Origin of the sequence: Moritella sp. F3 (assembly GCF_015082335.1) — a bacterium.
In the GTDB taxonomy this organism is placed as follows: domain Bacteria; phylum Pseudomonadota; class Gammaproteobacteria; order Enterobacterales; family Moritellaceae; genus Moritella.
Window position 1 is genome coordinate 25,735 of record NZ_BLRL01000003.1, and the last position, 25,298, is coordinate 51,032.

Here is a 25,298-nt window from a genome sequence, read left to right on the forward strand (position 1 = left end):
TGGTATATTGGATTTAAGTGTATTGAGTTTAAGTGTATTGGAATTGTTTCATAGTAAGGGTTGGCAATGATATCGGGTTTAACTAAGTTAAAATGGGTTGTTTTATTTTTGCTGCTGCCTTTGGCCGGCATGACTGCCAATGCAAATGGATTTGTGCTTCAGTTAAAAGGTCCTGAAGTTCATACTCCGTCATCGCCTAATAGCTATGGCCCTATTGTCAAAGCTGATACGTTATGGTCTGTTGCTACAGCGACAAGGCCGAACAATAGCCTCAGTTTATATAAAACCATGGCGGCAATTTTAGCGCTTAACCCGCACGCATTTTTAAACGGTAACATCAATAAAATGATTGATGGTAGCCTGCTTAAGATCCCCAGCGCAGCTGAAATACAAGCGACTGATGGCTCAGATTTAAAGCGTTTATTGACGAGTAAATCGGCATCGAAATCAGAACCTGTTTCTACCAGCAAGCCTACAGCTTCAAAGCCTAAGACGGGGACTAAGAGGCAAACGAAGCAAGATAAACTTGCTTTACTGCAAGGTGAGCTAACCGAAAGCAATGAACATCTTTTGTTATCAAGTGAAACGAATCGCCGTCTTAAGCTACAGCTCGAAATAATCCGTATGGAATTAGCTGAACTTAAAGAGCAAATGGCAATCGATAACCAATTAAAAGCAGACTTAAAAGCGCTCATTGAACAACAACAATCACAGATTACTGAGCAACAAGGTGTAATTGAAAAAGCAGAACAAGCCGCAATACTAGAAGCCGAAACGCATAATAATTGGTGGTTAGCTGGTGGTATTTCAGGTGTATTCTCATTATTGAGTTTAGTTTGGCTCGGTCTATGGCTGAAAAATAGAAGTGATCAAAAGAATAACATTGAAGATAATTTGATGTTTGAGACTGACAATACAGTTGATGAGCTCAGTGATTACCTTAGTACGGAAACGCTTGCTGAAACTGCGACAAGCCACACTGCAGCGCCTGATACACCGCAGTCGGCACCGTCTACAATGGGATCTGATGAGATCAACTCATTTGCAGCACCAGATTTAGACGAACCTAATTTCAACTTACAAATGGAAGCGGAACTTACAGATATTGTAAGCCATGCTCCAGCAGCAATCGTTACTCAAGTCGCAGCACCAATTATGCCAGAAGTGGTTGAACAAGCGCCTATCATGCCAGACTTAAACTTGGACGATAATGATTTTAGTGATATAGACCTAACACTGGATGATGAAAGCACCAGCTTTGAAAATGATAGCATAGCGCCCGATTTAAGTTGGCGTGAAGAGCTTGATGAACCAAGCTTGATACCTGACCAGCCAGCACACAGCGCGAATACTTTAGATGAAGATTTAGCTGAAGTTGATACTTTATTAGAGAAATTTAAATTAGGTAATTCACAAACACCTGATTTTGATTTGAACGCGCTTGACGATGGCGACGTGACAGCAGAAAACACAGCTCAAGAGCCTGTGGTTAACGATGAATTTGTCAATATGGATGATATTGATAGTATTCTTGCTGAAGCCAATATGGCGACTCATGAACAACCTCAGAGCTCTGCGGCGGATGAATTTGTTAATATGGATGATATTGACAGTCTCTTGGCTGAAGCTGAATTAGACGCTATTAATCAAGCGGCTGACGAACCTGATAATAAGCCTCAAGCTGCTACGCAGAATGAAGCCGTTGATATGGACGATATAGATAACCTGTTAGCTGAAGCTGGCTTAGATGCGATTGCGCAATCTGAAGCTGAGAATGTCGCTAATCAAGAAACTGTCGATATGGATGATATCGATAGTTTGTTGGCTGAAATGGGCGGGGATAGCACTCCATCAGCAACAGTTGAAACGGCACGTTCAAGCGAAGATCTTGATGTCGATGTAGACGATATTGATAGTATTTTAGCCAGCGCCGGGTTGGCTGAACCAGCGAAGGATGATTTGCCACAGGCTCACGGCCAGACTGTCGATGAAATGTTAGCAGAGCTGGATGGCGCTGAGAGTGCTAATTCTATTTCAACTCCTGCACCGGCATCGCCATCAAATAATGCAGATGTACCACTGGATGATATCGAAGCTATGATGGCGGAGTATAGCCCTAATGCATTTAGTGAAGCGCCTAGCGAGCAAGTGCCAATTGATGTTGAAGCGGCGAAAGCTGAAGAGTTTATTGATATCGACAAGTTATTAAATGAAGCAGGACAACAACCAGCGAACATCGAAGATGAACCTTATGATCAAGTGAAACTCGACGTGGGGCTTGATCAATACAGTAATTCACTCTTAGATAATAATGCGATTGATATTGATGATGAAACGAATCGTTTTGGCGCTCAATTAGACCTTGCACGTGCTTATCTTGAGATTGAAGATAAAGACGGCGCTAAATCAATATTAGAGCCCTTGGCGGGTGTTGGCGATGCTGGACAGCAGGCTGAAGTTAATAAATTGCTGAGCCGACTATGATCATTTGATTATCGTGAGGCTAACGTGAGTTAATCGTTAGCGTATCGCGCGTTAGTTACTTTTAAGTTGTAACTTGAAACGGTATAATCGACGGATACAGCTATGTTGTAAAACATAATAAATTTATTGTGTAATATTTAGTAAAGCGGTGACGAAAGTCACCGCTTTTTGTTTTAAGAAATTAATGAAAGTTTAAAGTTGGAAGAAAAATGCGAATTGCACTTGGTATAGAATATGACGGTAGTAAATATTACGGTTGGCAGCGTCAAAAAGACGTAATTAGTGTACAACAAAAGCTGGAAGAGGCTTTATCTCGTGTCGCTAACCACCCTGTGATCGTACATTGTGCAGGACGTACTGACTCTGGGGTACATGGTACCGGTCAAGTAATTCATTTCGATACTGATGCAGTACGCCAAGATGTCGCTTGGACATTAGGTGTTAATGCCAATCTACCGGATGATATTGCGGTGCGTTGGGCGCAAGAAGTCGATGAAGAATTCCATGCTCGTTTTAGCGCGACAGCGAGACGCTACCGTTATATTATTTTTAATAATCAATTACGACCAGCAATTTTAAGTTCAGGCGTTAGCCATTATTACGGTGACATTAATGCTGAATTGATGCATGAGGCTGCGCAGCAATTGATTGGTGAACATGATTTTACTTCTTTCCGCGCGAAACATTGTCAGGCCAAAAGCCCAATTAAAACCATGCATCATATTAAAGTGATACGTCAAAATGCGTTCATCATTATTGATGTTAAAGCAAATGCGTTTTTACACCATATGGTGAGAAACCTAGCGGGTTCATTAATGGAAGTCGGTAAAGGTAACAAGCCCGTATCTTGGATTGCTGAGTTATTAGCCGGAAAAGATCGCTCTGTTGCTGCTGCAACCAGTAAAGCTGAAGGCTTGTATATGGTTGAAGTCGATTACCCAAGTCAGTTTAACCTACCGCGCCCAGCTGTTGGTCCATTGTTCTTACCTGAACAGTTTTAACTCTTTGCTTTAATTATAATAAAACCAAAGTAACTCCAAGGCAGTAAGTATAATTAAGCTGTAAAAAAAAGCGTTATAAATGATTCAATTTTATTTCGCTTTATTTATTTTTATGGGATTTTGCTAGCAAGTTACAAGGGTATGACCAGTTTTATATAAACTTATTGGAAAATCTGTGATTTAATTGTGCTACACGAGAAATGTGGAGTATTGTTAAGTTTGGTAATCATCGACTTAACGCATTAATTTCTGTTAATTGTATCGGGATGCTAATTTCTGCTCCAATTAACAACGCATTTAACTCCATATACTTCAATTAATTAGAATAAATTATAAGTAGGGTTCATGAGCTGGATTGAAAAAATACTACCAAAAAGCAAGAGCGCAACGGCACGTCGTAACATTCCGGAAGGCGTTTGGACTAAATGTGGATCTTGTGACCAGGTGTTATATCATGCAGAACTCGAGCGTAATCTAGGCGTTTGTCCTAAGTGTGATCACCACATGCGAGTAAATGCTCGTGAACGCTTAAATAAATTACTTGATAAAGAAGGCCGTATTGAAATCGGTGCTGAATTTGAACCAAGTGATAAATTAAAATTCCGTGATAGCAAAAAATATAAAGACCGTTTAGCGAGTGCACAAAAAGCAACTAATGAAAAAGATGCATTAGTTGTCGAAAAAGGCACAATTAAAGGTATCCCTGTTGCAGTCTGTGCATTTGAATTCTCATTTATGGGTGGTTCAATGGCAACGGTTGTTGGTGCTCGTTTTGTTGCCGCAATTAATGTATGTATGGCTGAAAATCGTGCGCTAATTTGCTTTTCTGCAAGTGGCGGCGCGCGTATGCAAGAAGCGTTATTCTCGTTAATGCAAATGGCAAAAACAAGTGCTGCACTGGCTAAATTGTCAAAGAAAGGCTTACCTTATATCTCTGTGATGACTGATCCAACAATGGGCGGTGTCTCTGCGAGTCTTGCTATGCTAGGTGATCTTAACTTAGCTGAGCCCAAAGCACTTATCGGTTTTGCTGGCCCACGTGTAATCGAACAAACGGTACGTGAAAAATTACCTGAAGGTTTCCAGCGTAGTGAGTTCTTGCTAGAAAAAGGCGCAATCGATATGATTGTAGACCGTCGTGAAATGCGTGATAAACTTGCAGGCTTATTAGCGAAAATGATGAACTTGGAAACGTCTGATAACATCGCAACTGAAGCAGCAAGTACTGAAGCGACACCAAGTGTTGTTCCAGCAGCCGATGAAATTAAAACGCCAAGTGACACTCAAAGCATTAACAAGTAAACACTAGCGAGTAACTATTACCGATGTTGAACAGTATTAATAAAAGCCAGTCTCTTGCAGACTGGCTTTGCTATTTGGAAAGTATTCATCCCGTTAATATTGAAATGGGCTTAGGGCGTATCGGCCGCGTTGCTGCTGATTTAGCATTAACGACATTCGATGCTAAAGTAATTACAGTTGCTGGCACCAATGGTAAAGGTTCTACTTGCGCCTTCTTAGAGCGTATTTTGCTTGATGCGGGTTTCAATGTTGGTGTTACTAGCTCTCCACATATTCAAGATTACCGAGAACGTGTTCGCGTTAACGGTAAAATGCTGACAGCACAAGCACACGCTGATTCTTTTGCTTTTATAGAGTCAGGCCGTAGCGATACCACACTCACTTATTTTGAGTTTACGACATTATCTGCATTGAAATTATTTCAAGATGCGGCATTAGATGTTGTGATCTTGGAGGTCGGTTTAGGTGGACGTTTAGACGCGTCAAATATTGTCTCGGCTGATGTTGCTGTGGTGACGACGATTGATATTGATCATGCAGACTGGTTAGGCACCGATAAAGCCGTTATTGCTCGGGAAAAATCGGGTATTTTCCGTCATGGTAAAAAAGCTATCTGTGGTGTTATTAATCCGCCAGTAACGATTGCTGAATATGCTCATGAAATTGGCGCTGACTTAATTGCAGTCAATCATGATTACCATTATCATCAAGCTGAGAACAGCTGGAGTTGGCAATTAGATACAGATGCGAAACCACAAGCGTCAGCATTGTCCTTTACTGATTTGGTCATTCCACAGTTACCGTTACAAAATGCAGCGACGGCCATTGCTGCTGTGCAAGCACTAGGTTTAGCTGTACCTGAACATGCGATTCGCAGTGGTGTTGCTAACGCAAGATTACCTGGACGCATGCAGCACTTAGGCACAGCGCCTCAGCAATATTTAGATGTCGCACATAACCCTGAATCAGCACGTTACTTGGCTACACAGCTTAATCGCTTAAAACAACAAGCCGGAGCGCCAGTTAAGGTTATCGCCGTTGTTGGTATGCTAAAAGATAAAGATATTGCTGCCAGTTTAGCTGCGTTGACTGATGTTGTTGACTGTTGGCACCTTGCCCCACTGCAAGGTGAGCGCGCCGCGCCGTGCCAGCAAATCGAGCAAGGATTAGCTGATGCAATGCTGTTGAGCAGTAAAAGCCATGATAGCCTTAGGCAGCAGCCTATGAGTCATGATACAATAGCGCAAGCTTGGCAATCGGCAAACCAAAGTGCTGATTGTAATGACATTATTATTGGTTTCGGCTCATTCTTTACCGTAGCGGAAATTACCCAACATATAAGTGGTTAAATAAACGTGGCATCGAAATTTCAACATCGCTTGGTCGGCACTATTATTTTAGTGGCGATTGGTATTATCTTTCTACCTGACTTACTTGATGGTCAGAAGATAACCTATCGTGAGAATACGGCGAGTATTCCTTTACGGCCTGCGCTTGTAGAACTTGCTGATCCCGTTAACTTTGACTCTTTAGAAAAACCTTCATTTGATAGCCAGTTAGCTGATGATGAATTACTGGTTGAGCCTGCGCCGACAGTTAATTTAACCACTGCAAGTAACGAGCAGAAAGTCACATCAAAGCCGATGACTAAAGCGCCAAAATTGGTGCCGTTGGTCAAACCAGCCGCTACTGTAAAAGCTATACCACCTGTCGGCAATAGCTGGAATATACGTTTAGGTACATTCAAAAACTCAGCCGCAGTGGATGATTTGGTTAAAAAGATCAGAAAGTCTGGTTTTGATGCCTACCGACTGCCACGCTATAAGCAAGCAGGGCAGTTAAATAGGCTCTATGTCGGCCCCAATACCGATAAAGATGAACTAAAAAGTTTATTGCCAAAATTACAAAAAATCACGGGTCTAAAGGGTGTTATTGAAAAGTTTGACCCTCGAGACAAGTAATTAAAAAGCCGACATTTATGTCGGCTTTTTTTGTTTATAACTATTATCAATCTTGTATTTTAGTTGTTACAATGGCGCGAATTTCAAAATGAGAAGAGCAAAACATGGCGTGGATTGATTACCTGATAATAGGGATTGTTGGTTTATCTTCAGTAATAAGTTTAGTACGTGGTTTTGTCAAGGAAGCGTTCTCTCTTTGCACTTGGTTCTGTGCTTTCTTTATATCTCGCTTTTATTATCAAGATATTGCTGCTTACTTAGAAAACTTTGATGCGTTTAGTGCCGCATTCAGTGAACAGTTAGTGAAAAATGGCGTGGCGATAGCGTTATTATTTATTTCGACCCTTATTTTAGGGGCTTTGCTCAATTACATACTTGGTCAGCTTGTTGATAAAACTGGCTTATCTGGTACGGATAGATTACTCGGCGTATGCTTTGGTATTGCCCGAGGAGTATTAGTGGTGTGCGTATTACTGTTATTTCTACAGTTATTCACCAGTTTTCCGGAAACGGCTTGGTGGCAGGGCTCGCCACTAATCGCTGAGTTGAAACCACTCATTAAATGGTTTTTTGAACATCAAGCTTCTGCATGGGACAACATGCAGGGTTTATGACAAGCGAAACGTTATAAATAGCATTTTATCGAAAGCACAGTAAACGAGGATTTAGGTTATGTGTGGAATTGTTGGCATTGTTTCTACAACCCCTGTTAATCAGTCTATCTATGACGCATTAACAGTATTACAGCATCGTGGACAGGATGCTGCAGGGATTGTAACCTTAAGTGATGGAAACTTTAGGCAGCGTAAAGCAAATGGTTTAGTGAGCGATGTATTCGAAGCTAAACATATGCAACGTTTGAAAGGTAATATTGGTATCGGCCACGTTCGATATCCGACAGCAGGAAGCTCGAGCGCCGCTGAGGCTCAACCTTTCTATGTTAACTCTCCGTTCGGTATTTCCCTTGCTCATAACGGGAATCTAACCAACGCTGCACAATTAAAAGAAGATCAATTTCATAAAGCCCGTCGTCACATTAATACCACGTCTGATTCAGAAGTATTACTTAATGTTATGGCGCATGAATTAGATAAATGCCCAAGTTTACATTTAACTGCAGAGGATATTTTCACTGCTGTTAAAGCGGTACACAAGCAAGCGCTTGGTGCTTACGCTGTGGTATCTTTGATTATTAATCATGGCCTTGTTGCTTTTCGTGATCCTAATGGTATTCGCCCGTTAGTATTAGGTATGCGCACTGAAGACGGTCATAAAGAGTACATGGTTGCTTCAGAATCAGTTGCACTTGATGCGGTTGGTTTTGATTTTGTTCGTGATATTGAACCGGGTGAAGCTGTTTATATTACCGATGAAGGTGAATTATTTAGCGCGCACTGCGCTGAAAATGCACAGCATAACCCATGCATATTTGAGTTCGTTTATTTCGCTCGTCCAGATTCAACAATAGACAAGGTATCGGTTTATGAATCACGTCTTGCTATGGGTGAGAAACTAGGTCATAAGATTAAACGCGAATGGGCTGACATTGATATTGATGTTGTGATCCCAATTCCGGAAACATCATGTGATAGTGCGTTAGAAATCGCTAAAGTATTGGAATTACCATACCGCCAAGGTTTTGTGAAAAATCGTTATATTGGCCGTACGTTTATTATGCCAGGACAAACGCTACGTCGTAAGTCTGTACGTCGTAAACTAAACGCAATTTCGTCAGAATTTGTTGGTAAGAACGTTTTGTTAGTTGATGATTCAATTGTACGTGGTACCACGTCAGAACAGATCATTGAAATGGCTCGTGAAGCAGGCGCTAAAAATGTTTATTTAGCATCAGCTGCACCAGAAGTGCGTTATCCTAACGTTTACGGTATTGATATGCCGAGTACTGAAGAGCTCATTGCACATGGCCGAAATGTTGATGAAATTGCCACGATGATTGGTGCCGATGCACTTATTTTTCAAGACTTAGATGACTTGATTAGTGCAGTTTCAAAATGCAACCCAGACATTAAAAAGTTTGAAACTTCTGTGTTTAGTGGAGAGTATGTGACTGGCGATATTGATGAGGCGTATTTACAGCGTCTTAACGATGTTCGTAGTGATGGTGCTAAAACGGACAAAGAAAAAGAAGAAATTGCTAATTTAGAAATTCACAACGAAGGCTAATAAGCTTAGTGTGAATCAAATTGTGTGATTTTTTGTTTTAATCATAAATAGATCGTAAAAGGAGCGTAATGCTCCTTTTTTGATCTTGATTTGACGTATTTCGCGATGATTAATGTCGCGATATGGCAATTTAGCTTTGTCAGTTATTTAGCTAAAAAGGCACGTTGTTGCAAATCGTATTTTCCTTCATTCCATACTAATACACTACCTTGATCAAACCAGTCACCAAGCACAATACGTTTACCCTGTTTGTTAGCTGAAAGGGCTACGTCGTGTATGTAGGGTTTGTGAGTATGGCCGTGGATTAACGTGTCGCATTTAAACTCAAGCATTTTACTGATCACTTCTGATTCAGTCACATCCATAATGTTCATGCTTTTTTGCTGGTTACCGGCTTTACTCTTGCCGCGTATCTTATCGGCAATTGCTTCACGTACGAAGATTGGCAGCGCAGTAAATAGCTTTTGGCGCCATGGAATATTAACGGCGGTTCTAAACGCCTGGTATTTTTCATCAAGGGTACAAAAAGTATCGCCGTGGGCAATTAATACATTCTGACCATCGAGATTTATCGCAGTGTAATCACCAAGGATCGTCATGCCTGTTCGTTTAGCAAAGCGTTTGCTTACTAAGAAGTCTCTGTTCCCTTTTACTAAGAAACATTTTACGCCGCTTGCAGTTAAAGCTTTAAGCCCATCTTGCACACTGTCATTAAGGGGATTGCTAATATCATCACCAGACCAAAATTCAAATAGATCGCCTAAAATATAGAGTGCGTCAGCTTGGCGTGCCTCGGTAGCAAGAAAATGCAAAAACAACTCGGTAATTTGCGGGCGACGGTCATCAAGGTGTAGATCTGAAATAAATAAAGTAGTCATGTTGGTGTGCTTCCTTGTCGTGAATAAAAAAATACACTACCGAAGCAGTGTATTTATTTTAGTCAACTGAGTGAGCGATTAAGCTTCTTCTACAGTTACTTTAGTAATTACGATATCTTCTAGTGGCACGTCACCGTGGCCACGTTTGTTGCCTGTAGCAACTTTTTTCATTTTCTCAACTACGTCCATGCCTTCAACAACTTCAGCAAATACACAGTAGCCCCAACCTTGTGACGTCTTGCTTGAGAAGTCTAGGAAGTTGTTGTCTTTTACGTTGATGAAGAATTGTGAACTTGCTGAATGCGGATCAGAAGTACGTGCCATTGCTAATGTACCTAATTTATTCGACAGACCGTTGTCTGCTTCATTTTCGATACATTCATTTGAACGTTTCTCTTCCATACCAGGAAGCATGCCGCCACCTTGAACCATGAAACCATCGATTACACGGTGAAAGATAGTACCTTCATAGAAACCGCTTTTTGCGTACTCTAGGAAGTTAGCTGCTGTTTTTGGTGCACTTTCAAAGTTAAGTGCGATTTTGATGTCACCGAAATCTGTATGTAGAGTTATCATTTTAATGATCCTTTGGTTAATTAACTGCTAAATTCTATCCTAAAGCCCCGCGATCGAAAAGCCTTAACCTCCACAAGGAAGGTCTGTGGCTATAATTATCCTTCCATTTGGCTGATTTATACACTTTTTTAGTTGCTGAGCTAAATTTCGTCGTTTTATGCTGCTGCAAAGCTAGTAATCATTAGTGCGAATGGTAAAATCAGTCAATTAATTGCATTTTACTGTTTGCGCAAGGATCATTATTCGATGCTGAAGATTTACAACACTCTGACTCGCCAAAAAGAACAATTTAAACCTATCACCGAAGGTGAAATCGGTATGTACGTATGTGGCGTGACTATCTACGATTACTGTCACATTGGTCATGGTCGTACTTTTGTCGCGTTTGATACTGTGGTGCGTTATCTTCGCCATCGCGGTTATGCCGTTAAATTTATTCGTAACATTACCGATGTTGATGACAAGATCATTAAACGCGCTAATGAAAACGGTGAAACTTGCGACCAGTTAACCACTCGTTTTACCCAAGCAATGCATGAAGATTTTGATGCACTGCATATGATCCGCCCTGATATCGAGCCGACGGTAACGGGCCACATGCCTGATATTATCGAAATCATTGAAAAGTTAGTAGCTAAAGGCCATGCCTACGTTGCTGATAGTGGTGATGTATTGTTTGAAGTGAAGACGTTTGCTGACTACGGTAAATTAAGTGGTCAAGACTTAGACATGCTACAAGCAGGCGCGCGTGTTGAAGTTGAATCAAACAAACGTAATCCAATGGATTTTGTATTATGGAAAATGGCTAAACCTGGTGAACCAAGCTGGGTTTCTCCGTGGGGTGAAGGCCGTCCAGGTTGGCATATTGAATGTTCAGCAATGAACAATAAGCTACTGGGTGAAGTATTTGATATTCACGGTGGTGGTTCTGATTTAATGTTCCCGCATCACGAAAATGAAGTGGCGCAATCATGCTGCGCACACAATGGTGAGTACGTAAATACGTGGATGCATTCAGGTATGGTACAAATCGACAAAGTTAAAATGTCGAAATCACTGAATAACTTCTTCACTATCCGTGATGTATTAGAAGAATACGATGGTGAATCGGTACGTTACTTCCTACTTTCAGGACACTATCGTAGCCAGTTAAACTACTCTGAAGATAATTTAAAACAAGCGCGTTCAAGCTTGGAGCGTCTATATACAGCATTACGTGATGTGACAATTGCTGATGTGACTGAATATGTAGATGGCGTTGTACCGGGTTGTGAAGCGTATGTTGAAACGTTTAAAGCAGCAATGGATGATGACTTCAACACACCTGAAGCATTCCCTGTATTGTTTGAACTAGCGAAAGAAATTAACCGTATTAAAGAAATTGATGCGAAACGTGCTGGTGAATTAGCGGCGCAGTTAGTTGCATTTGGTAATGTACTTGGTCTGTTGTCACAAGCACCTGAAGCTTTCTTACAAGGTGATGCAGGTGAAGATGATGAAGCTGCAGAAATCGAAGCGTTAATTAAACAACGTAATGATGCACGAGCAAGCAAAGACTGGGGCATGGCGGATGACGCACGTGACAAGTTGAATGCATTGGGTATTGTTTTAGAAGATGGCGCGAACGGTACGACTTGGCGTCGAAAATAAGTTGGCGTTGTAAGCTAATGTCATCACAAGAGTTGAATTAACTTTGAATGCTAATAACCCGAGTCTAATCTCTGCGGTTATTGGCATTTTTTATTAGATAGGGATTTATCATGTTTAAAATTATTTCGGTTATTATAGGTTGTGCGTTAATTTTCTTTGTTATGCAGCGTATGGGCGGCAACAAGAAACAAGCGGCAGAGAACATTGAAGCGGGTAAATTGTTTTTAGCAGCAAACTTAGAAAAAGAAGGCGTTGAAGCAACGGATTCAGGCTTACAATCTGTGGTACTAACAGAAGGTACAGGCACAGAACACCCAACCGGTCGTTCTAAAGTAACTGTGCATTACCACGGCACTTTATTAGATGGCAGTGTGTTTGATAGCTCTGTACAACGCGGTGAGCCAATTACATTTGGTTTGAACCAGGTGATCCCAGGCTGGACTGAAGGTGTGCAGTTGATGGTAGTGGGTGAGAAACGTCGTTTCTTTATTCCAAGCCGTTTAGCGTATGGTAACCGTGGTGCAGGTAGTATCCAAGCCGGTTCAACGCTGATTTTTGAAGTCGAGCTTTTAAGCTTTAAATAAGCCGTTTAATTTTAAATAAATCGAGCTTACAAAAAAGCCGCATGATCTAAAGGTGATGCGGCTTTTATTTATAATGCGAGATAATTTATAACTCGAGATCAATGATTACGTATTATAAATTATCTACTACCTATCGATTACTTTGAATGGTAATCACGGCAAGATATTAGTGTATTTTCAATCAAGCTTGCAACTGTCATTGGACCAACACCACCTGGTACAGGGGTAATGAAAGAAGCGTTTTCTTTTGCTACTTCAAAGCCAACATCACCAACAAGTTTGCCATTCTCTAAACGGTTAATACCCACATCGACAACCATAGCGCCTTTCTTGATCCATTCACCTGGGATAAAGTTAGGGCGACCCACTGCAACCACAACTAAATCGGCACGGCGAACATGCTCTTCTAGGTTTAGGGTGAAGCGATGACATGTAGTCGTTGTACAACCTGCAAGTAATAATTCAAGCGTCATTGGACGACCAACAATATTAGACGCGCCAACAACAACAGCGTCAAGACCGTGTAGGTCAACACCTGTTGATTCAAGTAGCGTAATAATACCTTTCGGTGTGCAAGGACGTAATGCAGGAATACGTTGTGATAAACGACCAACGTTGTACGGGTGGAAACCATCAACGTCTTTGTCTGGGCGAATATGTTCCAACACTAGGGTTGTATCAATATGCGCAGGTAAAGGCAGTTGCACTAATATTCCGTCAATCGTGGTATCTGCGTTTAGCTCATCAATTAGCGCTAATAACGCTTCTTGCGAGCTATCTTTTTCAAGATCATAAGATTTAGAAACGAAGCCTACTTCTTCACAGGCACGACGTTTGCTCCCAACATATACTTGTGATGCCGGATCGGCACCCACTAAAATCACAGCAAGACCCGGGGCGCGTAATCCTTGTGCAGTACGCGTAGCCACTTCATCAGCAACTTTCTGGCGAACTTGCTGAGAAATATTTTTTCCATTAATGATTTGAGCAGTCATTGAGTTGTTTAATCTCTTGGTTAGAAAGTTGCGCTATTTTCGCACTAAAATGTGACTTTGTCAGCAACTCTTAAAATAAATAATAATCTAATTAGGGTGACAAAGAGGGTCTATTTAGTTATAAAGATGCTTTGAATTATTTAGGTCGATAACAGTGAAACATCAAGAGCATATTATTTCCGTTTTTGCAGACGTAGCAGCACCCTCAACCCGTTTAATTGACAGCTCGGCTGTGAATATCGAAAGTAAAGACGTTGTAATTATGCAGCGTGCACTGTTAGAAACGAATCCTAAATTCCGCCAGCTTATTCCGTATGTAGTTGTAAAACAGGGAGATAAGTATTTAGCTTATGAGCGTTCTAAATCAGGTGGTGAATCACGTCTACATAACTTATTCAGTATCGGTATTGGCGGTCATGTTGACGCGGTTGACGCTGTCTATGATGCAAAAGGTGTATTCCAATTAACAGATACTTTACGCACTGGTATGTATCGTGAATTACACGAAGAGCTAGGTTTAACAGAAACTGACTTTTTGGGGATGACGACAATCGGCTATTTGTCTAAAGACGTAACGCCAGTGGATGAAGTGCATTTAGGTATCGTATTAGTTGCTGAAGTACATGCAGACTTAGTTATTACCAGTAAAGAAGATGCATTGAATCTAGCGGGTTTCTTAACACCTGATGAATTAGCCCAGTTAAAGTTAGAATCTTGGTCTGAGACTGTGGTTGCAGAGTTAGTATAAATATTGAGAGAAGCGTAAGCGGGTTATTTAAGACCTGCTTTATTATTGATTTGCGTTCCTATTTTATAATTAATCTGCAATTAGCAGCCAAATTATGCATATTGTTATTATAAGCTCGTTCAGTGTATAACTATTAGGCAGTTATTTGTTGGCTTCAAGAAACCATTGACGCGAACAGCCCAACTCTGTAATATCCACTTCGTTGACAAGGCATTGCCTCCAACATTCGGTGATTAGCGCAGCTTGGTAGCGCACCTGGTTTGGGACCAGGGGGTCAGAGGTTCGAATCCTCTATCACCGACCACGACTCCTTAGCTCAGTTGGATAGAGCAACGGCCTTCTAAGCCGTAGGCCATAGGTTCGAATCCTATAGGGGTCACCATATTAAAGTTGATTCGTTTACTAAAACGGGTTGATGTAAAAGTTTGTGGCGGTTGTAGCTCAGTTGGTAGAGCCCCGGATTGTGATTCCGGTTGTCGAGGGTTCAATCCCCTTCAGTCGCCCCATATTTGATAACTCATTAAGGTGACGTTATCGACCCTTGTCAGTATTACCTGCTGATAAGTTGTAAGTTAGTGCGGAAGTGGCGGAATTGGTAGACGCGCTAGATTTAGGTTCTAGTATCGCAAGGTGTGAGAGTTCAAGTCTCTCCTTCCGCACCATGTTCGGTGATTAGCGCAGCTTGGTAGCGCACCTGGTTTGGGACCAGGGGGTCAGAGGTTCGAATCCTCTATCACCGACCACTTATTTATTCCAAGTAATTGGAATTCGAAAAAGCCTGCTCATTGAGCAGGCTTTTTTCGTTATACTGTTTTTTAAAAGTTGCTGCTTATTGGTTTAAGTCAGCAGTTCAAGTAACGCCTATTTATCAAGGATTAAAGTATTATGACTGACAATACACAATTTTTAGAAAAGCTAAATAATGATATCGACACTAAATTACAATTTGTTGATTACGCAGAAACGAAAGTAAACAAGCACCTAGCTAAAAGCGAGCAGCCTGAAACAAAACACTTTGCGATCAACATTGCATTGCTTGCGCTAGAAGAAGAGCAAAACACTGCGACTTACTCTGCGTTATTGAAATTGTTAGTTGTACAGCTAGAAATCTACCTTACACTACCAGCAACAACGGTTGCTGATGATTTCCGTGCTGAACTAAAAGACACTATCGCGCAATTAAACGCGCTTGTGGCTGAAGTAGAAGCAGCTGCACTGTAATTACTAATGGTGTAGGTTTGATTTTTAACTAATAGCTGTTAATAACGTAAATCTATTAGTTGTTAATAACTCAAAAATACATCTTATTACCAGGTAAAGCATTGATTAACATCGCGTTAATCAATGCTTTTTTTATTCCAAGAACGCAATGAAAATGATTATAACGTCGAGTGCATGGATTAGCTGTCGTTGTCGTTAGTTTTATTGTTTATTACTCACTGAATGAATAATAAAAGGCTATCCATGAAAGAAATAACCCTGCCTCAAGGTAACGACACTGATCTAAACAAAGATCTAAAACAAGAAGTTAATCATCCGTTCTTATCACTCGTTGTGATGATTATTATTGCGGCATTCGCAACTTACTTTGTTCCTGCAGGCGAGTTCACGCGTATTGTCGTTGATGGCCGTACTGTCATTGACCCTGCGTCTTATACCTTGTTAGAAAATAATCCCGCGACCATTTTTAGCTTCTTTGAATCATTTTACAAAGGCTTTAAAGCGGCATCTGGCGTCATGGGTGTGGTGTTCTTTGTTGGTGGTGCCTTTGGTGTTATCAAACATATGGGTCTGTTAGACGCATCAGTATTCGCATTAACCGATAAGCTAAAAGATAAAGGTTTGGTGGTTATTGCCCCTGTGGTGATGATTGCGATTGCGTTAAACGTGACATTCACGGGTATGCGTGAGTTGGACGTTATTTTCATTACCTTGATGATCCCTATCTGTATTCGTCTTGGCTATGATGCGATGACGGCATTAGGCGTTGTACTACTGGCTAGTTGTGCGGGTTTTGCTGCTGCATTGGCAAATCCATTCTTCACCGGTATTGCTCACAGTATTGCTGAGTTACCATTATATTCAGGTATGTGGTATCGCTTTATCTGCGCTGTATTCATGCTGGGTACGGCGATGATTTTTGTTTTACGCTATGCAAATAAAGTGAAGAAAGACCCAAGCAAGAGCTTATTGCATGGCATGAATTACCAAGTTGAAGAAGCTGGTGAAATCAAAGCGCTATCGCTAAGAGAGAAGCTAGGTGGTATTACATTTTTAGCGTTATTCGGTTTCATGATCTTTGGTACATTAAAGCTGAGCTTTGGTTTCACTGAAATTGCAGCGACGTTTGTGGCGATGGCTATCTTACCGGGTCTTGTCGGTGGTTTATCTCCAAATCAAATCTGTGAATCGTGGACAAAGGGTTGTGCGGATGTGATGGTTGCAGTATTGATCATCTTCTTTGCACGTTCAGTATTAGTGGTGATGGAAGATGCGCAAATTGTTGATACCATTATTCATTTTTTAGCGGGTTTCATTTCACAAAGTAATAAGTTACTGGCAGCAGGCTCAATTTACATTGCTCAAAGTGTGATTAATTTATTCATTCCATCAGGCAGTGGCCAAGCGGTGATTACCATGCCAATCATTATTCCATTAGCGGATATTGCGGGTATTACGCGTCAAGTGGCTGCACTTGCTTCACAGCTTGGTGATGGTATTTCTAATTACATTTATCCTACTAACGGTGGTTTACTTGCTGTATTAGCATTAGCTAAAGTACCTTATAGCAAATGGGTACAGTTCTTCTTGCCACTGTTTTTATTCTGGACTGTGTGTATGTTGATTGCGGTTGTGATTGCACAGTATATTGAGCTAGGGCCTTTTTAGTAAAGGCAGGTTTGATTTCGATGATGGAGGCGTGATTAGCAATCACGTTATTAAATGCCAAACACACGCTTGTCGCTAGCTAAGAGCCTTTAGTTATGGGAAGATTATCAGCCTTGCTCGATCGTGCAAAGGCATGGTCTTCGTATTATAGGAACAGCATGAATAATTTAGATATAGCGACAACAACCCCTGAATCGACCCATAACTTGCCTGTTAAGTGGCTTATTACAGCTTTAATTATTGCGATCACTGTTTTAGGTCTTGTTCGTGTCGCAGATGAAAAAGCGCATACCATGGTAGATGAGTCAATTGTTGCTGCTGGCGCTAGTTTCGCTGTGGCACGTACGCTCGATGCTGTTATATCGGTTGTTAAAAGCACTGAACTCTCTGTGGGTGTAGCATCGATTGATGTAGGTGAAATGCTCAACCCAGTAAGCGACTTGATCAACAAGTTTACTTGGGTGATGACATTAGCTGTAGGCTCATTAGCCTTACAAAAAATCCTGTTAATGATGATGGCATCTAAATTAGCGAATATTTTGTTAATACTTGCGTCTTTTGCGTTGCTCATCACTATGTGGATTAGAGGTGCTAAGCAATACAAAAAAGTAGCACTGTCAGCATTTAAAGTTATTGTATTAATACGCTTTGCGGTCGTTTTATCGCTTGGGCTTAATATTATGGTGGATAAGCTGTTTATTGATGAGCAAATCCAACGACAATCTAGCCAAATTGAAGGTGTAACTGCATTAGTTAAAGGCGTTCAAGATGGCGATGGGGAATTAGCAGCTAAAGCAGATCAGGGCTTTGTTGATTCAATGAAAGCCAGTTGGGAAAATGCCACAAACAAACTAAAAGCAGAAACAGACAAAGTTGCTTATATGCAGCAAAGTATCGAAGATTCCATTATTAGCTTTATGGAGCTCATGGCATTATTTTTACTTAAAACAATCTTATTACCAATTGGCTTTCTACTTATGCTTAAACAACTCGTTTTTAGTAAAATCATCTTATAGACCGATGATATAATTACTCATCGCTTTTACAAGTAGAGCGGCTCTTAAAGCTAGCGTTACGGTAATGAGCGGTGATAGGGAAGTCACCTGGTTCAAAATAACCAGCCCAATCAGAAATACGATTATCGGTTGCCCATAAGTTAGCCATCACTCGCAGTTTACTGCTTGATACTTGTGGGATGGGGTCGCTAGCATCATGTTTAACATTATGTACGAGTTGGCCATCAACGTACCAAGAAATTGACTTTCTCCGCCATTCAATACCATAGCGATGGAAATCTTCGGCAGCATCAAAGCCCAGTGGAATAATATGTTCGTGCGCCAACTCATAACGGTCGTCATTGGTCCAAAAATTAATTTGTACCATGCTGGTATCTTTACCTAAAAATTCAATATCAATTTCGTTATGTTTGCCATTACCTTTCGCCGGTTTATCATACGGACCTGCAAAGAGGAAAAACGAAGAAACAACCCCTGATTTAGCCACTGGTTTCATTTCAATTTCAAAACAACCATAACCATAAAATTCTTGGCTACGTAGTTCTCCGGACTGATAAGGGTAGCCAGTATCAGCATAATTTGTTGGTGCCAAGCTAAGCACCATGCCTGCATCACTAAAGCTAATTGCTTCACCCTCCCAACTATTGGTGAAAGGAAAACCATTACTCCAGCCGTCTGATTTCCACCACAATGCAGAGTTAAGTTCAGTAAGCGGATCAGTAAAATCAGCATCTTTGGCAAGGCCCGATATTGGCAGTGTAGCGCTACAAAGCAAGAGTGCTAAAGGCAGTTTTTGGCGTTTGAAAAGAGGCAGGGACATGGGGTTCCAATAAGCGTGTTGGGGGGATACAAAAAAAGTATAGCAGTGGTTAACTTCTTTGGCCGTCGCTCACTCGTTGAGCCCGCATTTTATTGGCGATTATTTATTTTCTGTTAATACTGTTAAGTCGCTATTACTGCTTTCATTAACAATCTTATTCACTATGTTATTCAAGCGATTATCTGTAGGTTGATAAATCGGCATGTTATTACGAGATTTAAACCATAATGCAACTAATATTAATGAGTTAGTATTAATGTTGTAAGCGGTGTTGGTCGAGTTGTCTTGATATAACCCTGTCGGTATTGCGCGCTGAGATAAGCTATTAGAAAGCACTTGCTTCGCGAGTTGTTGGCTAAAATCATCATCAAAAAGCACACTAAAAGCAAAGGCGACTTTATTACTAAATACCTGAGGATTACCAACCGATTTGCCTCGGGTATTGGTACTTAACCATGATTTACCATAGATATTAATATTATTATAAGAAAACCATGGTGCTTTGTTCATTGCATCTTCAGCAAATATCCGCAGTACCTTTGTGTCTGAATGATGAGCTTTATGTAATTGATAAACGTTCTCTAATTGGTTCCACCACACAACAGGGCTGCCTAGTTCGATAGCTTGGAGCACATAACTGTCACTGGTAAAAAAAGGCAGGTTACGTTGGTCGATATAAAGTGGTATACCTTCTTGAATAATCTCGGTGGTATTATCTCGCTTAAATGCAGCTGCTACATCAAGTCCCGAGAATTGATAACCTTGCGCTGCATATTGTAAATAGCCTAAGCGACCTTCTTGACGATACGAAGTGCTGCGTTTCTGTTTCAGCTCACCATAGAGAGTTTGATTGTACACAGTACGCTCTAACTTCCATTTGCTGGTAATTAACGTGATGAGTGGGGTCAATTCTGGTTTGTATTGTTTCGTTATTTCTAACCAAATTAATAATCGGCCAATATCTAATGCCGACCAACCGTTACCGTTAGAGGCTGTTTTACTTAGAGAACCTGACGGTAAACCTGATTGAGTATTGTATTCTCTATTAGGTAACTCGTTGTTATATAAAGGTAGCTTGAATAGGGTTATTAAGGTTTTTTTGAGTCGTGATGAAGCATCAAAACTGCTGATTAATTTAAGATTTTCTAACGCGAGAGTGGCGCCAATACCACTGGCCATGTCCCACAGCGTTGCGTGATGGTAGCCTTGTACGGAGTCAATTAAGCCTGTATTTTTATTCCAATTACGTTCGATATAATATTGTGCTTTTTTGGCGAGTATTAGATCTTCTCGAGTCAGTTGTTTGAGGGGGACGATTATATTTTCAGAGCCTATTATCTTTTCAGAAGGTATAGTATCGCCAGAAAGTGTCGCTGTTCTTTTTTCGCTGTTTTTTAAAATAATGTGTTCAGGAGATTGAACCGTTATTTTGATGGCATTATTGACGCTTAACTTTTTTTGATATTGGCTTTGCTTTTGCTCCGTTATTTGCGGCGTCGAACTTTCAGGCTCGACTCGCGTTAAACTTTTGGGCTGTTCTGTGTTATCGATTACCTGAGTCTCTATAAGTTCAGCATTATTGTTTTCAATATTGCTGCTCTTAGCATTAAGGTCTTCGGCATCCGTTGGGTGTATTGCTCGACGTTGTGAAGCGCGCTTGTTTGAATTTTCACTAGAGTCAGATGATGTTGTCTCAGTCTGTGAATCACTTACAGGTACATGGGGTACGGCTCTGCCCCCATAAAAACTGAATTTTTCAGGTACATTATCTTGCTGGGTTGATGACTGCTCTGCAATGCTAATAAAGCTAACGCTCGATAAGAGCGTTATTAAGATCATCACTCTTGCGTTAAGCGTTAATATACAGACCTCTTACATTAGCCATAATGTGCTTAATTACCTGTAATACATGATTTATTCATTCGATACTAGAATAGTGACTTCGTTTTACCTACGATCTTTAGCGGTGGGCAGTCATAAACGTGAGCTTGATCTTAAAACATTAAATCTAATTAAAATGTGGTATTTTTTTTACTATACTTTTAGCAGGGATTTACGCTTTTAAGGATATCTATCTTGTTGAAAAATGAGCTACAAAGCGCGTTTAGTGTGTGCAAGAAAAACCTCGTTTACGTTGTTATATTTAGCCTTGCTATTAATTTCTTGGTATTAACTCTACCTTTGTATAGTTTGCAGTTGTTTGATCGTGTCTTAAGTAGTGCTAGTTTAGATACGTTATACGCCTTATTAGCCATCGCGGTTATATTACTAACAGCCCAAGCTATCATCGAACATATTCGTACTCTGTTGTTACAAAAAACGGGGTTGAACCTGGATTTGACGCTCAGTCCATTATTACTTGCCGACAGTATTCGCCAGTCATCTAAACATAACTGCATTCACAAACAAGGTTTACAAGATTTAACCGAGCTAAGGAACTTTTTAGTTAGTCCTTCAACATCGGCCATTTTTGATATTCCTTGGATTGCGGTATTTCTGGTTATTCTATTCATGCTACATCCCTATCTCGGTATCGTCGCACTTATTGGCAGTGCGGTGTTTGTGGTATTAGCATTGCTGATGATGTATGCAGCCCGTAAACCTAGCGGTCAATCGCAAGAATTAGCCATGAAAACAAGCATGGAACTCAATGATTTTTTAAGAAATGCACCCATGCTAAGAGCGATGGGCATGGCAGATAATATAGGTAAAGTGTGGCACGATAAAAACCAACAAGTGTTAGCACTACAATGGGAAGTAAACGCAAGAACAGGGCCGTTATTAGCAGTTAGCCGCTATTTTAGAACACTGTTACAAGTGGCGATCTTGACCGTCGGTGTCATGCTGGTATTGCAACAACAACTTGGTGCTGGCTCTATTATTGCCAGCTCGATTATTATGGGACGCTTATTATCTCCCTTTGAGCAAGCCGTTGCTGGATGGAAAGGCTGGTATAGCGCTTGGAATGCGTTCAAGCGTTTGCAATTATTGAATGAAGGTGCGCTGGATGACGAGCTTAAAACGAGCTTACCAGTACCGAAAGGCGAGTTGAAACTAGAAAATGTGGGGCTAAAATTTCCTAATCAGCAGCGGGCCGTATTACAAAATATTAATTTTAAACTCGGTGCTGGGCAAGCATTAGCGATCATGGGTAATACCGGTTCAGGTAAATCAACGCTTGCCGCTTTAATCATGGGGATCCACAAACCATCAGTAGGGTCAGTTAAAATTGATGGTGCAGCGATGGCATTATGGCCAGAAAATGAAATCGGTGAACACATTGGTTTTCTACCACAAGAAGTGGGTTTACTCGCAGGTACTGTGGCTGAAAATATTTGTCGCTACTCGAGCGCTCCAGCTGAAAAGATAATTCATGCCGCGCAACTTGCTTGTATTCATGAACTGATTATTTCACTACCAAAAGGCTACGATACTTACCTTGGCGAAGGTGGTTTACAGCTGTCCGGCGGTCAAAAACAACGTATTGGCTTAGCTAGAGCTATTTTCTCCAATCCCAGATTACTCGTCCTTGATGAACCTAATTCTAACCTTGATCCTGAAGGTGAAGTTGCCCTGTCAATTGTGCTGCAATACTGCAAAGAAAATAGCATCACAGTGGTGATGATTAGCCATCGACCTGGATTTTTAAGACAGATGGATTGGGTTGTCGTTCTTAAAGACGGCAAGATCGAAAAAGCGGGGACGTGTGAGCAGTTTCTTGGTGCAATGAATGGCGTGTCTACCGTTGATAGTGACGTTAAAAAGGTGACGCAGCATGGATAAACAACTATTTGATACACGTGGGCTTATCATTGCTGGTTGCCTTAGTATTGTTATCACGATCGGCGGTTTTATTACTTGGTCGACCTCGATGCATTTAAGCTCTGCAGCCATTGCCCCTGGAACGATTATTGTGGAGTCTCAACGTAAGAAAATTCAGCACTTAGATGGTGGCTGGGTGAAAGCGATACATGTTTTTGAAGGGCAAAAGGTACAAGCGGGTGATATGTTACTTGAACTTGCTAGTGGTCAAGTGGATGCTGATTTTCGTCGATTACAGCAGCGTGCAACATTCTTGCAAGCCCAACATGATCGATTATCTGCTGCGCTAAATGGACGCGATAACGTGACGTGGAGCGACGCCACTATTCAAGATGTCGAGAGTATTGAATATAGTAATATCATTGCCAGCCAGCAATTACAGTATCAGCAAGAGCAGCTGCATAATGAATTGCGCATTGAGCAATTTTCACAACGCAAAACCTTGTTGGAGGAGAAGTTTAGAGGCGCTCAATATCAAATTATCGCTGTTGATAACCAATTGGTATTAATCGAGCAAGAATTAGAGATGTTATCCGGACTATTAGATAAAGGTTATGTATCCAAAACGCGAGTGATGGCGCTGCAACGCAATAAGGCTGAAGTGCTTGCCAGAAGAGCGGGGCTTGATTCGGAGAGTAAAGTCTTGAGCCGTCAAGTTGTGTCATTAGAACAAGATTTTAAAACTGAAAACGTTGAGCTAAAGCAGCAATATACAATGAAAATGGACAGTCTATCTAAGGAGCTAAGAGATGTATTGCAAGCATTAAATGTAGCCCGAGATGCGCGTTCTAAGGTGACAATTCGCAGTGAACATGCTGGTACGGTTGTTGGTTTGAATGTGCATAGTGTGGGTGGTGTTGTTAACGCTGGAGCGGTGCTGATGGAGATTGTACCTGAAGGGGATGAGTTAATTGTCGATGCTATCGTTAAGTCAGAAGATATCGATATGGTTAGGCAAGGCCTTAAAGCTAAAGTCAGGCTTTCAGCTTACAGTATTCGTAATACAGCGCCTGTGACTGGGGAGGTGGTGTATGTTGCCGCAGATCGGATCCCACAAAACAACGACGGTAAAACAGGTTACCGGATTAAAGTAAAATTAAATAGCGCGGAATTAAAGGCGCTTGCTCATATTAATTTGTACCCTGGTATGCCAACGGAAGTACTCATACTGTTGGAAGAAAGGACGTTATGGGATTACTTTACCGCGCCTTTATTTACGTCGTATAACCGTGCGTTTAGAGAAACATAATTATAAGGATGTAGCATGTTATTTTGGTTAGGGTTTTATTTATTTTTTTTCTTGTTATCGACCTATATAGGCTATCAAAAAGGTAATTTAGTGGCCGGTATTTTACTCGGATATGTGCTGGGGCCTGTGGGGGTGATATGTATGTATTTAAGTAAAGATCGCAAACATATGATCTGTCAAAATTGCCAATCTAGCATTCATATTAAGTCATATTTTTGTCCGCAGTGTAAAACAAAACAACTATATATCGCTTAATGGGGGCGTCGAGATGAAACAAAAACAGAATCGTTTATCAATGCCAATGAATCAAGCTCTAATTGTTGCTGGTACGGCGGTGGCTATTTTATTGGGCTTAGTTGGCGTGACCGCATGGCAATATACAGAGCGTCATAATGATGTGGCATTACTCGCCACTAAAAACAATATTATTACTGAGCAGCAAGCGTCGATTGATTCACTGAAAGCTAATCAGCAAGGCGATGAACAGATAATGTCAACCGAATATGTTACGTTGGAAAAAATGCTCTTAATACAAAAGCAGGAACTTGCTGCGCAGCAAAAAGTGATTGATGAATTACAGTTACAATCATCGTATCAAAGTAAACAGTTAAAACGTAAAGATAAAAATATAAAAGATTTACGTCGATCTTTTCAGAAGGAGTTAGAATCAAGTATTGCCGAGCAGCAACAAATCTTGATCGCAGAGCAAGCTGGTTTGGCTATTATCCGTAACCAATTGAACTTAGAATCTGCACGTTTACAGCAGCAAGAGGCGCAGGTATTGGCGAAAGTTGGTGATGTGGCAGCGTGGGAAAAACAGAAAGCAGAATTCGAAATACGCTATGCCAGTGAAGCTCAGCAAGCAGCACATGTGACTCGGGTTGATGATCTGATGAGTCAGTTTGATCGCTTACAGGTCGATTTAGACGTGGTTAATGAGTGTGACAAGGACTATTTGTATAGTTACAACGAGGCTAAAAGTATTCTAAATCATATCCGTACTTATATTCAGACTAATGAGATGGATGATGATTACTTTTTTTATGTTATTTCCAATGACAGCTTGATTACCGCTAAGAATAGAAAGTTATGTCTGAATAGTTAAGTGTAATTTAAACTGAATGTTAAGAGATAAAAAG

The 25,298-nt window shown here is 40.9% G+C and carries 21 protein-coding genes and 5 tRNA genes; 21 read left to right on the top strand and 5 right to left on the bottom strand.

Annotated features, from left to right (window positions below; genetic code table 11):
* Positions 1–66: 66 nt before the first annotated feature.
* From JFU56_RS06400 to purF, 7 genes are all read left to right on the top strand, one after another.
* Positions 67–2,484, top strand: a complete 2,418-nt coding sequence (locus tag JFU56_RS06400) for a FimV/HubP family polar landmark protein (RefSeq protein WP_198436474.1) — start codon at positions 67–69, stop codon at positions 2,482–2,484.
* A gap of 209 nt (positions 2,485–2,693) precedes the next feature.
* Positions 2,694–3,485: a tRNA pseudouridine(38-40) synthase TruA gene (gene truA / locus JFU56_RS06405; RefSeq protein WP_198436475.1), complete on the top strand. Its 792-nt coding sequence runs from the start codon at positions 2,694–2,696 to the stop codon at positions 3,483–3,485.
* A 345-nt stretch (positions 3,486–3,830) separates the two neighbouring features.
* Positions 3,831–4,787: an acetyl-CoA carboxylase, carboxyltransferase subunit beta gene (gene accD / locus JFU56_RS06410; protein WP_198436476.1), complete on the top strand. Its 957-nt coding sequence runs from the start codon at positions 3,831–3,833 to the stop codon at positions 4,785–4,787.
* A gap of 23 nt (positions 4,788–4,810) precedes the next feature.
* Complete coding sequence (folC, locus tag JFU56_RS06415; protein ID WP_198436477.1) at positions 4,811–6,136, top strand: bifunctional tetrahydrofolate synthase/dihydrofolate synthase; 1,326 nt, start codon at positions 4,811–4,813, stop codon at positions 6,134–6,136.
* A gap of 6 nt (positions 6,137–6,142) precedes the next feature.
* Positions 6,143–6,748, top strand: a complete 606-nt coding sequence (locus JFU56_RS06420) for an SPOR domain-containing protein (RefSeq protein WP_198436478.1) — start codon at positions 6,143–6,145, stop codon at positions 6,746–6,748.
* Positions 6,749–6,852: 104 nt separating this feature from the next.
* Complete coding sequence (locus JFU56_RS06425) at positions 6,853–7,362, top strand: CvpA family protein (RefSeq protein WP_198436479.1); 510 nt, start codon at positions 6,853–6,855, stop codon at positions 7,360–7,362.
* Positions 7,363–7,420: 58 nt separating this feature from the next.
* Positions 7,421–8,932 (top strand): amidophosphoribosyltransferase, encoded by a 1,512-nt coding sequence (gene purF, locus JFU56_RS06430; RefSeq protein WP_198436480.1) that lies wholly within the window; start codon positions 7,421–7,423, stop codon positions 8,930–8,932.
* A gap of 143 nt (positions 8,933–9,075) precedes the next feature.
* On the opposite strand, the gene JFU56_RS06435 is transcribed toward purF, so the two are convergent.
* Both JFU56_RS06435 and JFU56_RS06440 read right to left on the bottom strand, forming a co-directional pair.
* On the bottom strand, positions 9,076–9,810 hold the full coding sequence (locus JFU56_RS06435; RefSeq protein ID WP_198436481.1) for a UDP-2,3-diacylglucosamine diphosphatase: 735 nt from the start codon (positions 9,808–9,810) through the stop codon (positions 9,076–9,078).
* 78 nt (positions 9,811–9,888) lie between these two features.
* Positions 9,889–10,386, bottom strand: a complete 498-nt coding sequence (locus JFU56_RS06440; RefSeq protein WP_198436482.1) for a peptidylprolyl isomerase — start codon at positions 10,384–10,386, stop codon at positions 9,889–9,891.
* Positions 10,387–10,632: 246 nt separating this feature from the next.
* Here JFU56_RS06440 and cysS point away from each other — a divergent pair, with 246 nt between their 5' ends.
* On the top strand, positions 10,633–12,036 hold the full coding sequence (gene cysS / locus JFU56_RS06445; protein WP_198436483.1) for a cysteine--tRNA ligase: 1,404 nt from the start codon (positions 10,633–10,635) through the stop codon (positions 12,034–12,036).
* 110 nt (positions 12,037–12,146) lie between these two features.
* Entirely contained in the window at positions 12,147–12,620 is a 474-nt protein-coding gene (locus JFU56_RS06450) for an FKBP-type peptidyl-prolyl cis-trans isomerase (RefSeq protein ID WP_198436484.1), read from the top strand.
* A gap of 137 nt (positions 12,621–12,757) precedes the next feature.
* Here the strand turns inward: JFU56_RS06450 and folD are convergent, their stop codons facing one another.
* Positions 12,758–13,615: a bifunctional methylenetetrahydrofolate dehydrogenase/methenyltetrahydrofolate cyclohydrolase FolD gene (gene folD, locus JFU56_RS06455; protein ID WP_198436485.1), complete on the bottom strand. Its 858-nt coding sequence runs from the start codon at positions 13,613–13,615 to the stop codon at positions 12,758–12,760.
* Between the two features lie 154 nt (positions 13,616–13,769).
* On the opposite strand from folD, the gene JFU56_RS06460 reads away from it, so the two are divergent.
* The 9 genes from JFU56_RS06460 (at position 13,770) to JFU56_RS06500 (ending at position 18,268) form a co-directional block, all read left to right on the top strand.
* Positions 13,770–14,363, top strand: a complete 594-nt coding sequence (locus tag JFU56_RS06460; RefSeq protein WP_198436486.1) for an NUDIX domain-containing protein — start codon at positions 13,770–13,772, stop codon at positions 14,361–14,363.
* A gap of 227 nt (positions 14,364–14,590) precedes the next feature.
* Positions 14,591–14,667, top strand: a tRNA-Pro gene (locus tag JFU56_RS06465).
* Between the two features lies 1 nt (position 14,668).
* Positions 14,669–14,745, top strand: a tRNA-Arg gene (locus tag JFU56_RS06470).
* 48 nt (positions 14,746–14,793) lie between these two features.
* A tRNA-His gene (locus tag JFU56_RS06475) sits at positions 14,794–14,869 on the top strand.
* A 71-nt stretch (positions 14,870–14,940) separates the two neighbouring features.
* Positions 14,941–15,025: transfer RNA gene (locus JFU56_RS06480), tRNA-Leu, on the top strand.
* 4 nt (positions 15,026–15,029) lie between these two features.
* Positions 15,030–15,106 (top strand) — tRNA-Pro (locus tag JFU56_RS06485).
* Between the two features lie 142 nt (positions 15,107–15,248).
* The gene (locus JFU56_RS06490; protein WP_198436487.1) at positions 15,249–15,584 is read left to right on the top strand and encodes a hypothetical protein; all 336 of its coding nucleotides are present in this window, start codon (positions 15,249–15,251) and stop codon (positions 15,582–15,584) included.
* Between the two features lie 243 nt (positions 15,585–15,827).
* On the top strand, positions 15,828–17,252 hold the full coding sequence (locus JFU56_RS06495) for a YfcC family protein (protein WP_198436488.1): 1,425 nt from the start codon (positions 15,828–15,830) through the stop codon (positions 17,250–17,252).
* Positions 17,253–17,410: 158 nt separating this feature from the next.
* Positions 17,411–18,268: a hypothetical protein gene (locus JFU56_RS06500; RefSeq protein ID WP_198436489.1), complete on the top strand. Its 858-nt coding sequence runs from the start codon at positions 17,411–17,413 to the stop codon at positions 18,266–18,268.
* A gap of 13 nt (positions 18,269–18,281) precedes the next feature.
* Here the strand turns inward: JFU56_RS06500 and JFU56_RS06505 are convergent, their stop codons facing one another.
* Positions 18,282–19,088 carry a glycoside hydrolase family 16 protein gene (locus JFU56_RS06505; RefSeq protein ID WP_198436490.1) on the bottom strand — a complete coding sequence of 269 codons (807 nt, stop codon included), beginning with the start codon at positions 19,086–19,088 and terminating at the stop codon, positions 18,282–18,284.
* A gap of 99 nt (positions 19,089–19,187) precedes the next feature.
* Positions 19,188–20,927 carry a DUF3131 domain-containing protein gene (locus JFU56_RS06510; RefSeq protein ID WP_198436491.1) on the bottom strand — a complete coding sequence of 580 codons (1,740 nt, stop codon included), beginning with the start codon at positions 20,925–20,927 and terminating at the stop codon, positions 19,188–19,190.
* A gap of 237 nt (positions 20,928–21,164) precedes the next feature.
* Between JFU56_RS06510 and JFU56_RS06515 the strand changes: the two genes are divergently transcribed.
* The 3 genes from JFU56_RS06515 to JFU56_RS06525 all read left to right on the top strand — a co-directional run bounded on the left by JFU56_RS06515 (position 21,165) and on the right by JFU56_RS06525 (position 25,264).
* Positions 21,165–22,871, top strand: a complete 1,707-nt coding sequence (locus JFU56_RS06515; RefSeq protein ID WP_198436492.1) for a type I secretion system permease/ATPase — start codon at positions 21,165–21,167, stop codon at positions 22,869–22,871.
* Positions 22,864–24,159, top strand: a complete 1,296-nt coding sequence (locus JFU56_RS06520; RefSeq protein WP_198436493.1) for an HlyD family type I secretion periplasmic adaptor subunit — start codon at positions 22,864–22,866, stop codon at positions 24,157–24,159. Before JFU56_RS06515 ends, JFU56_RS06520 begins: the two co-directional genes overlap by 8 nt.
* 268 nt (positions 24,160–24,427) lie before the next feature.
* A complete protein-coding gene (locus JFU56_RS06525; RefSeq protein ID WP_198436494.1) occupies positions 24,428–25,264 on the top strand; it encodes a hypothetical protein in 837 nt (278 codons plus the stop codon).
* The last annotated feature ends 34 nt before the right edge of the window (positions 25,265–25,298 follow it).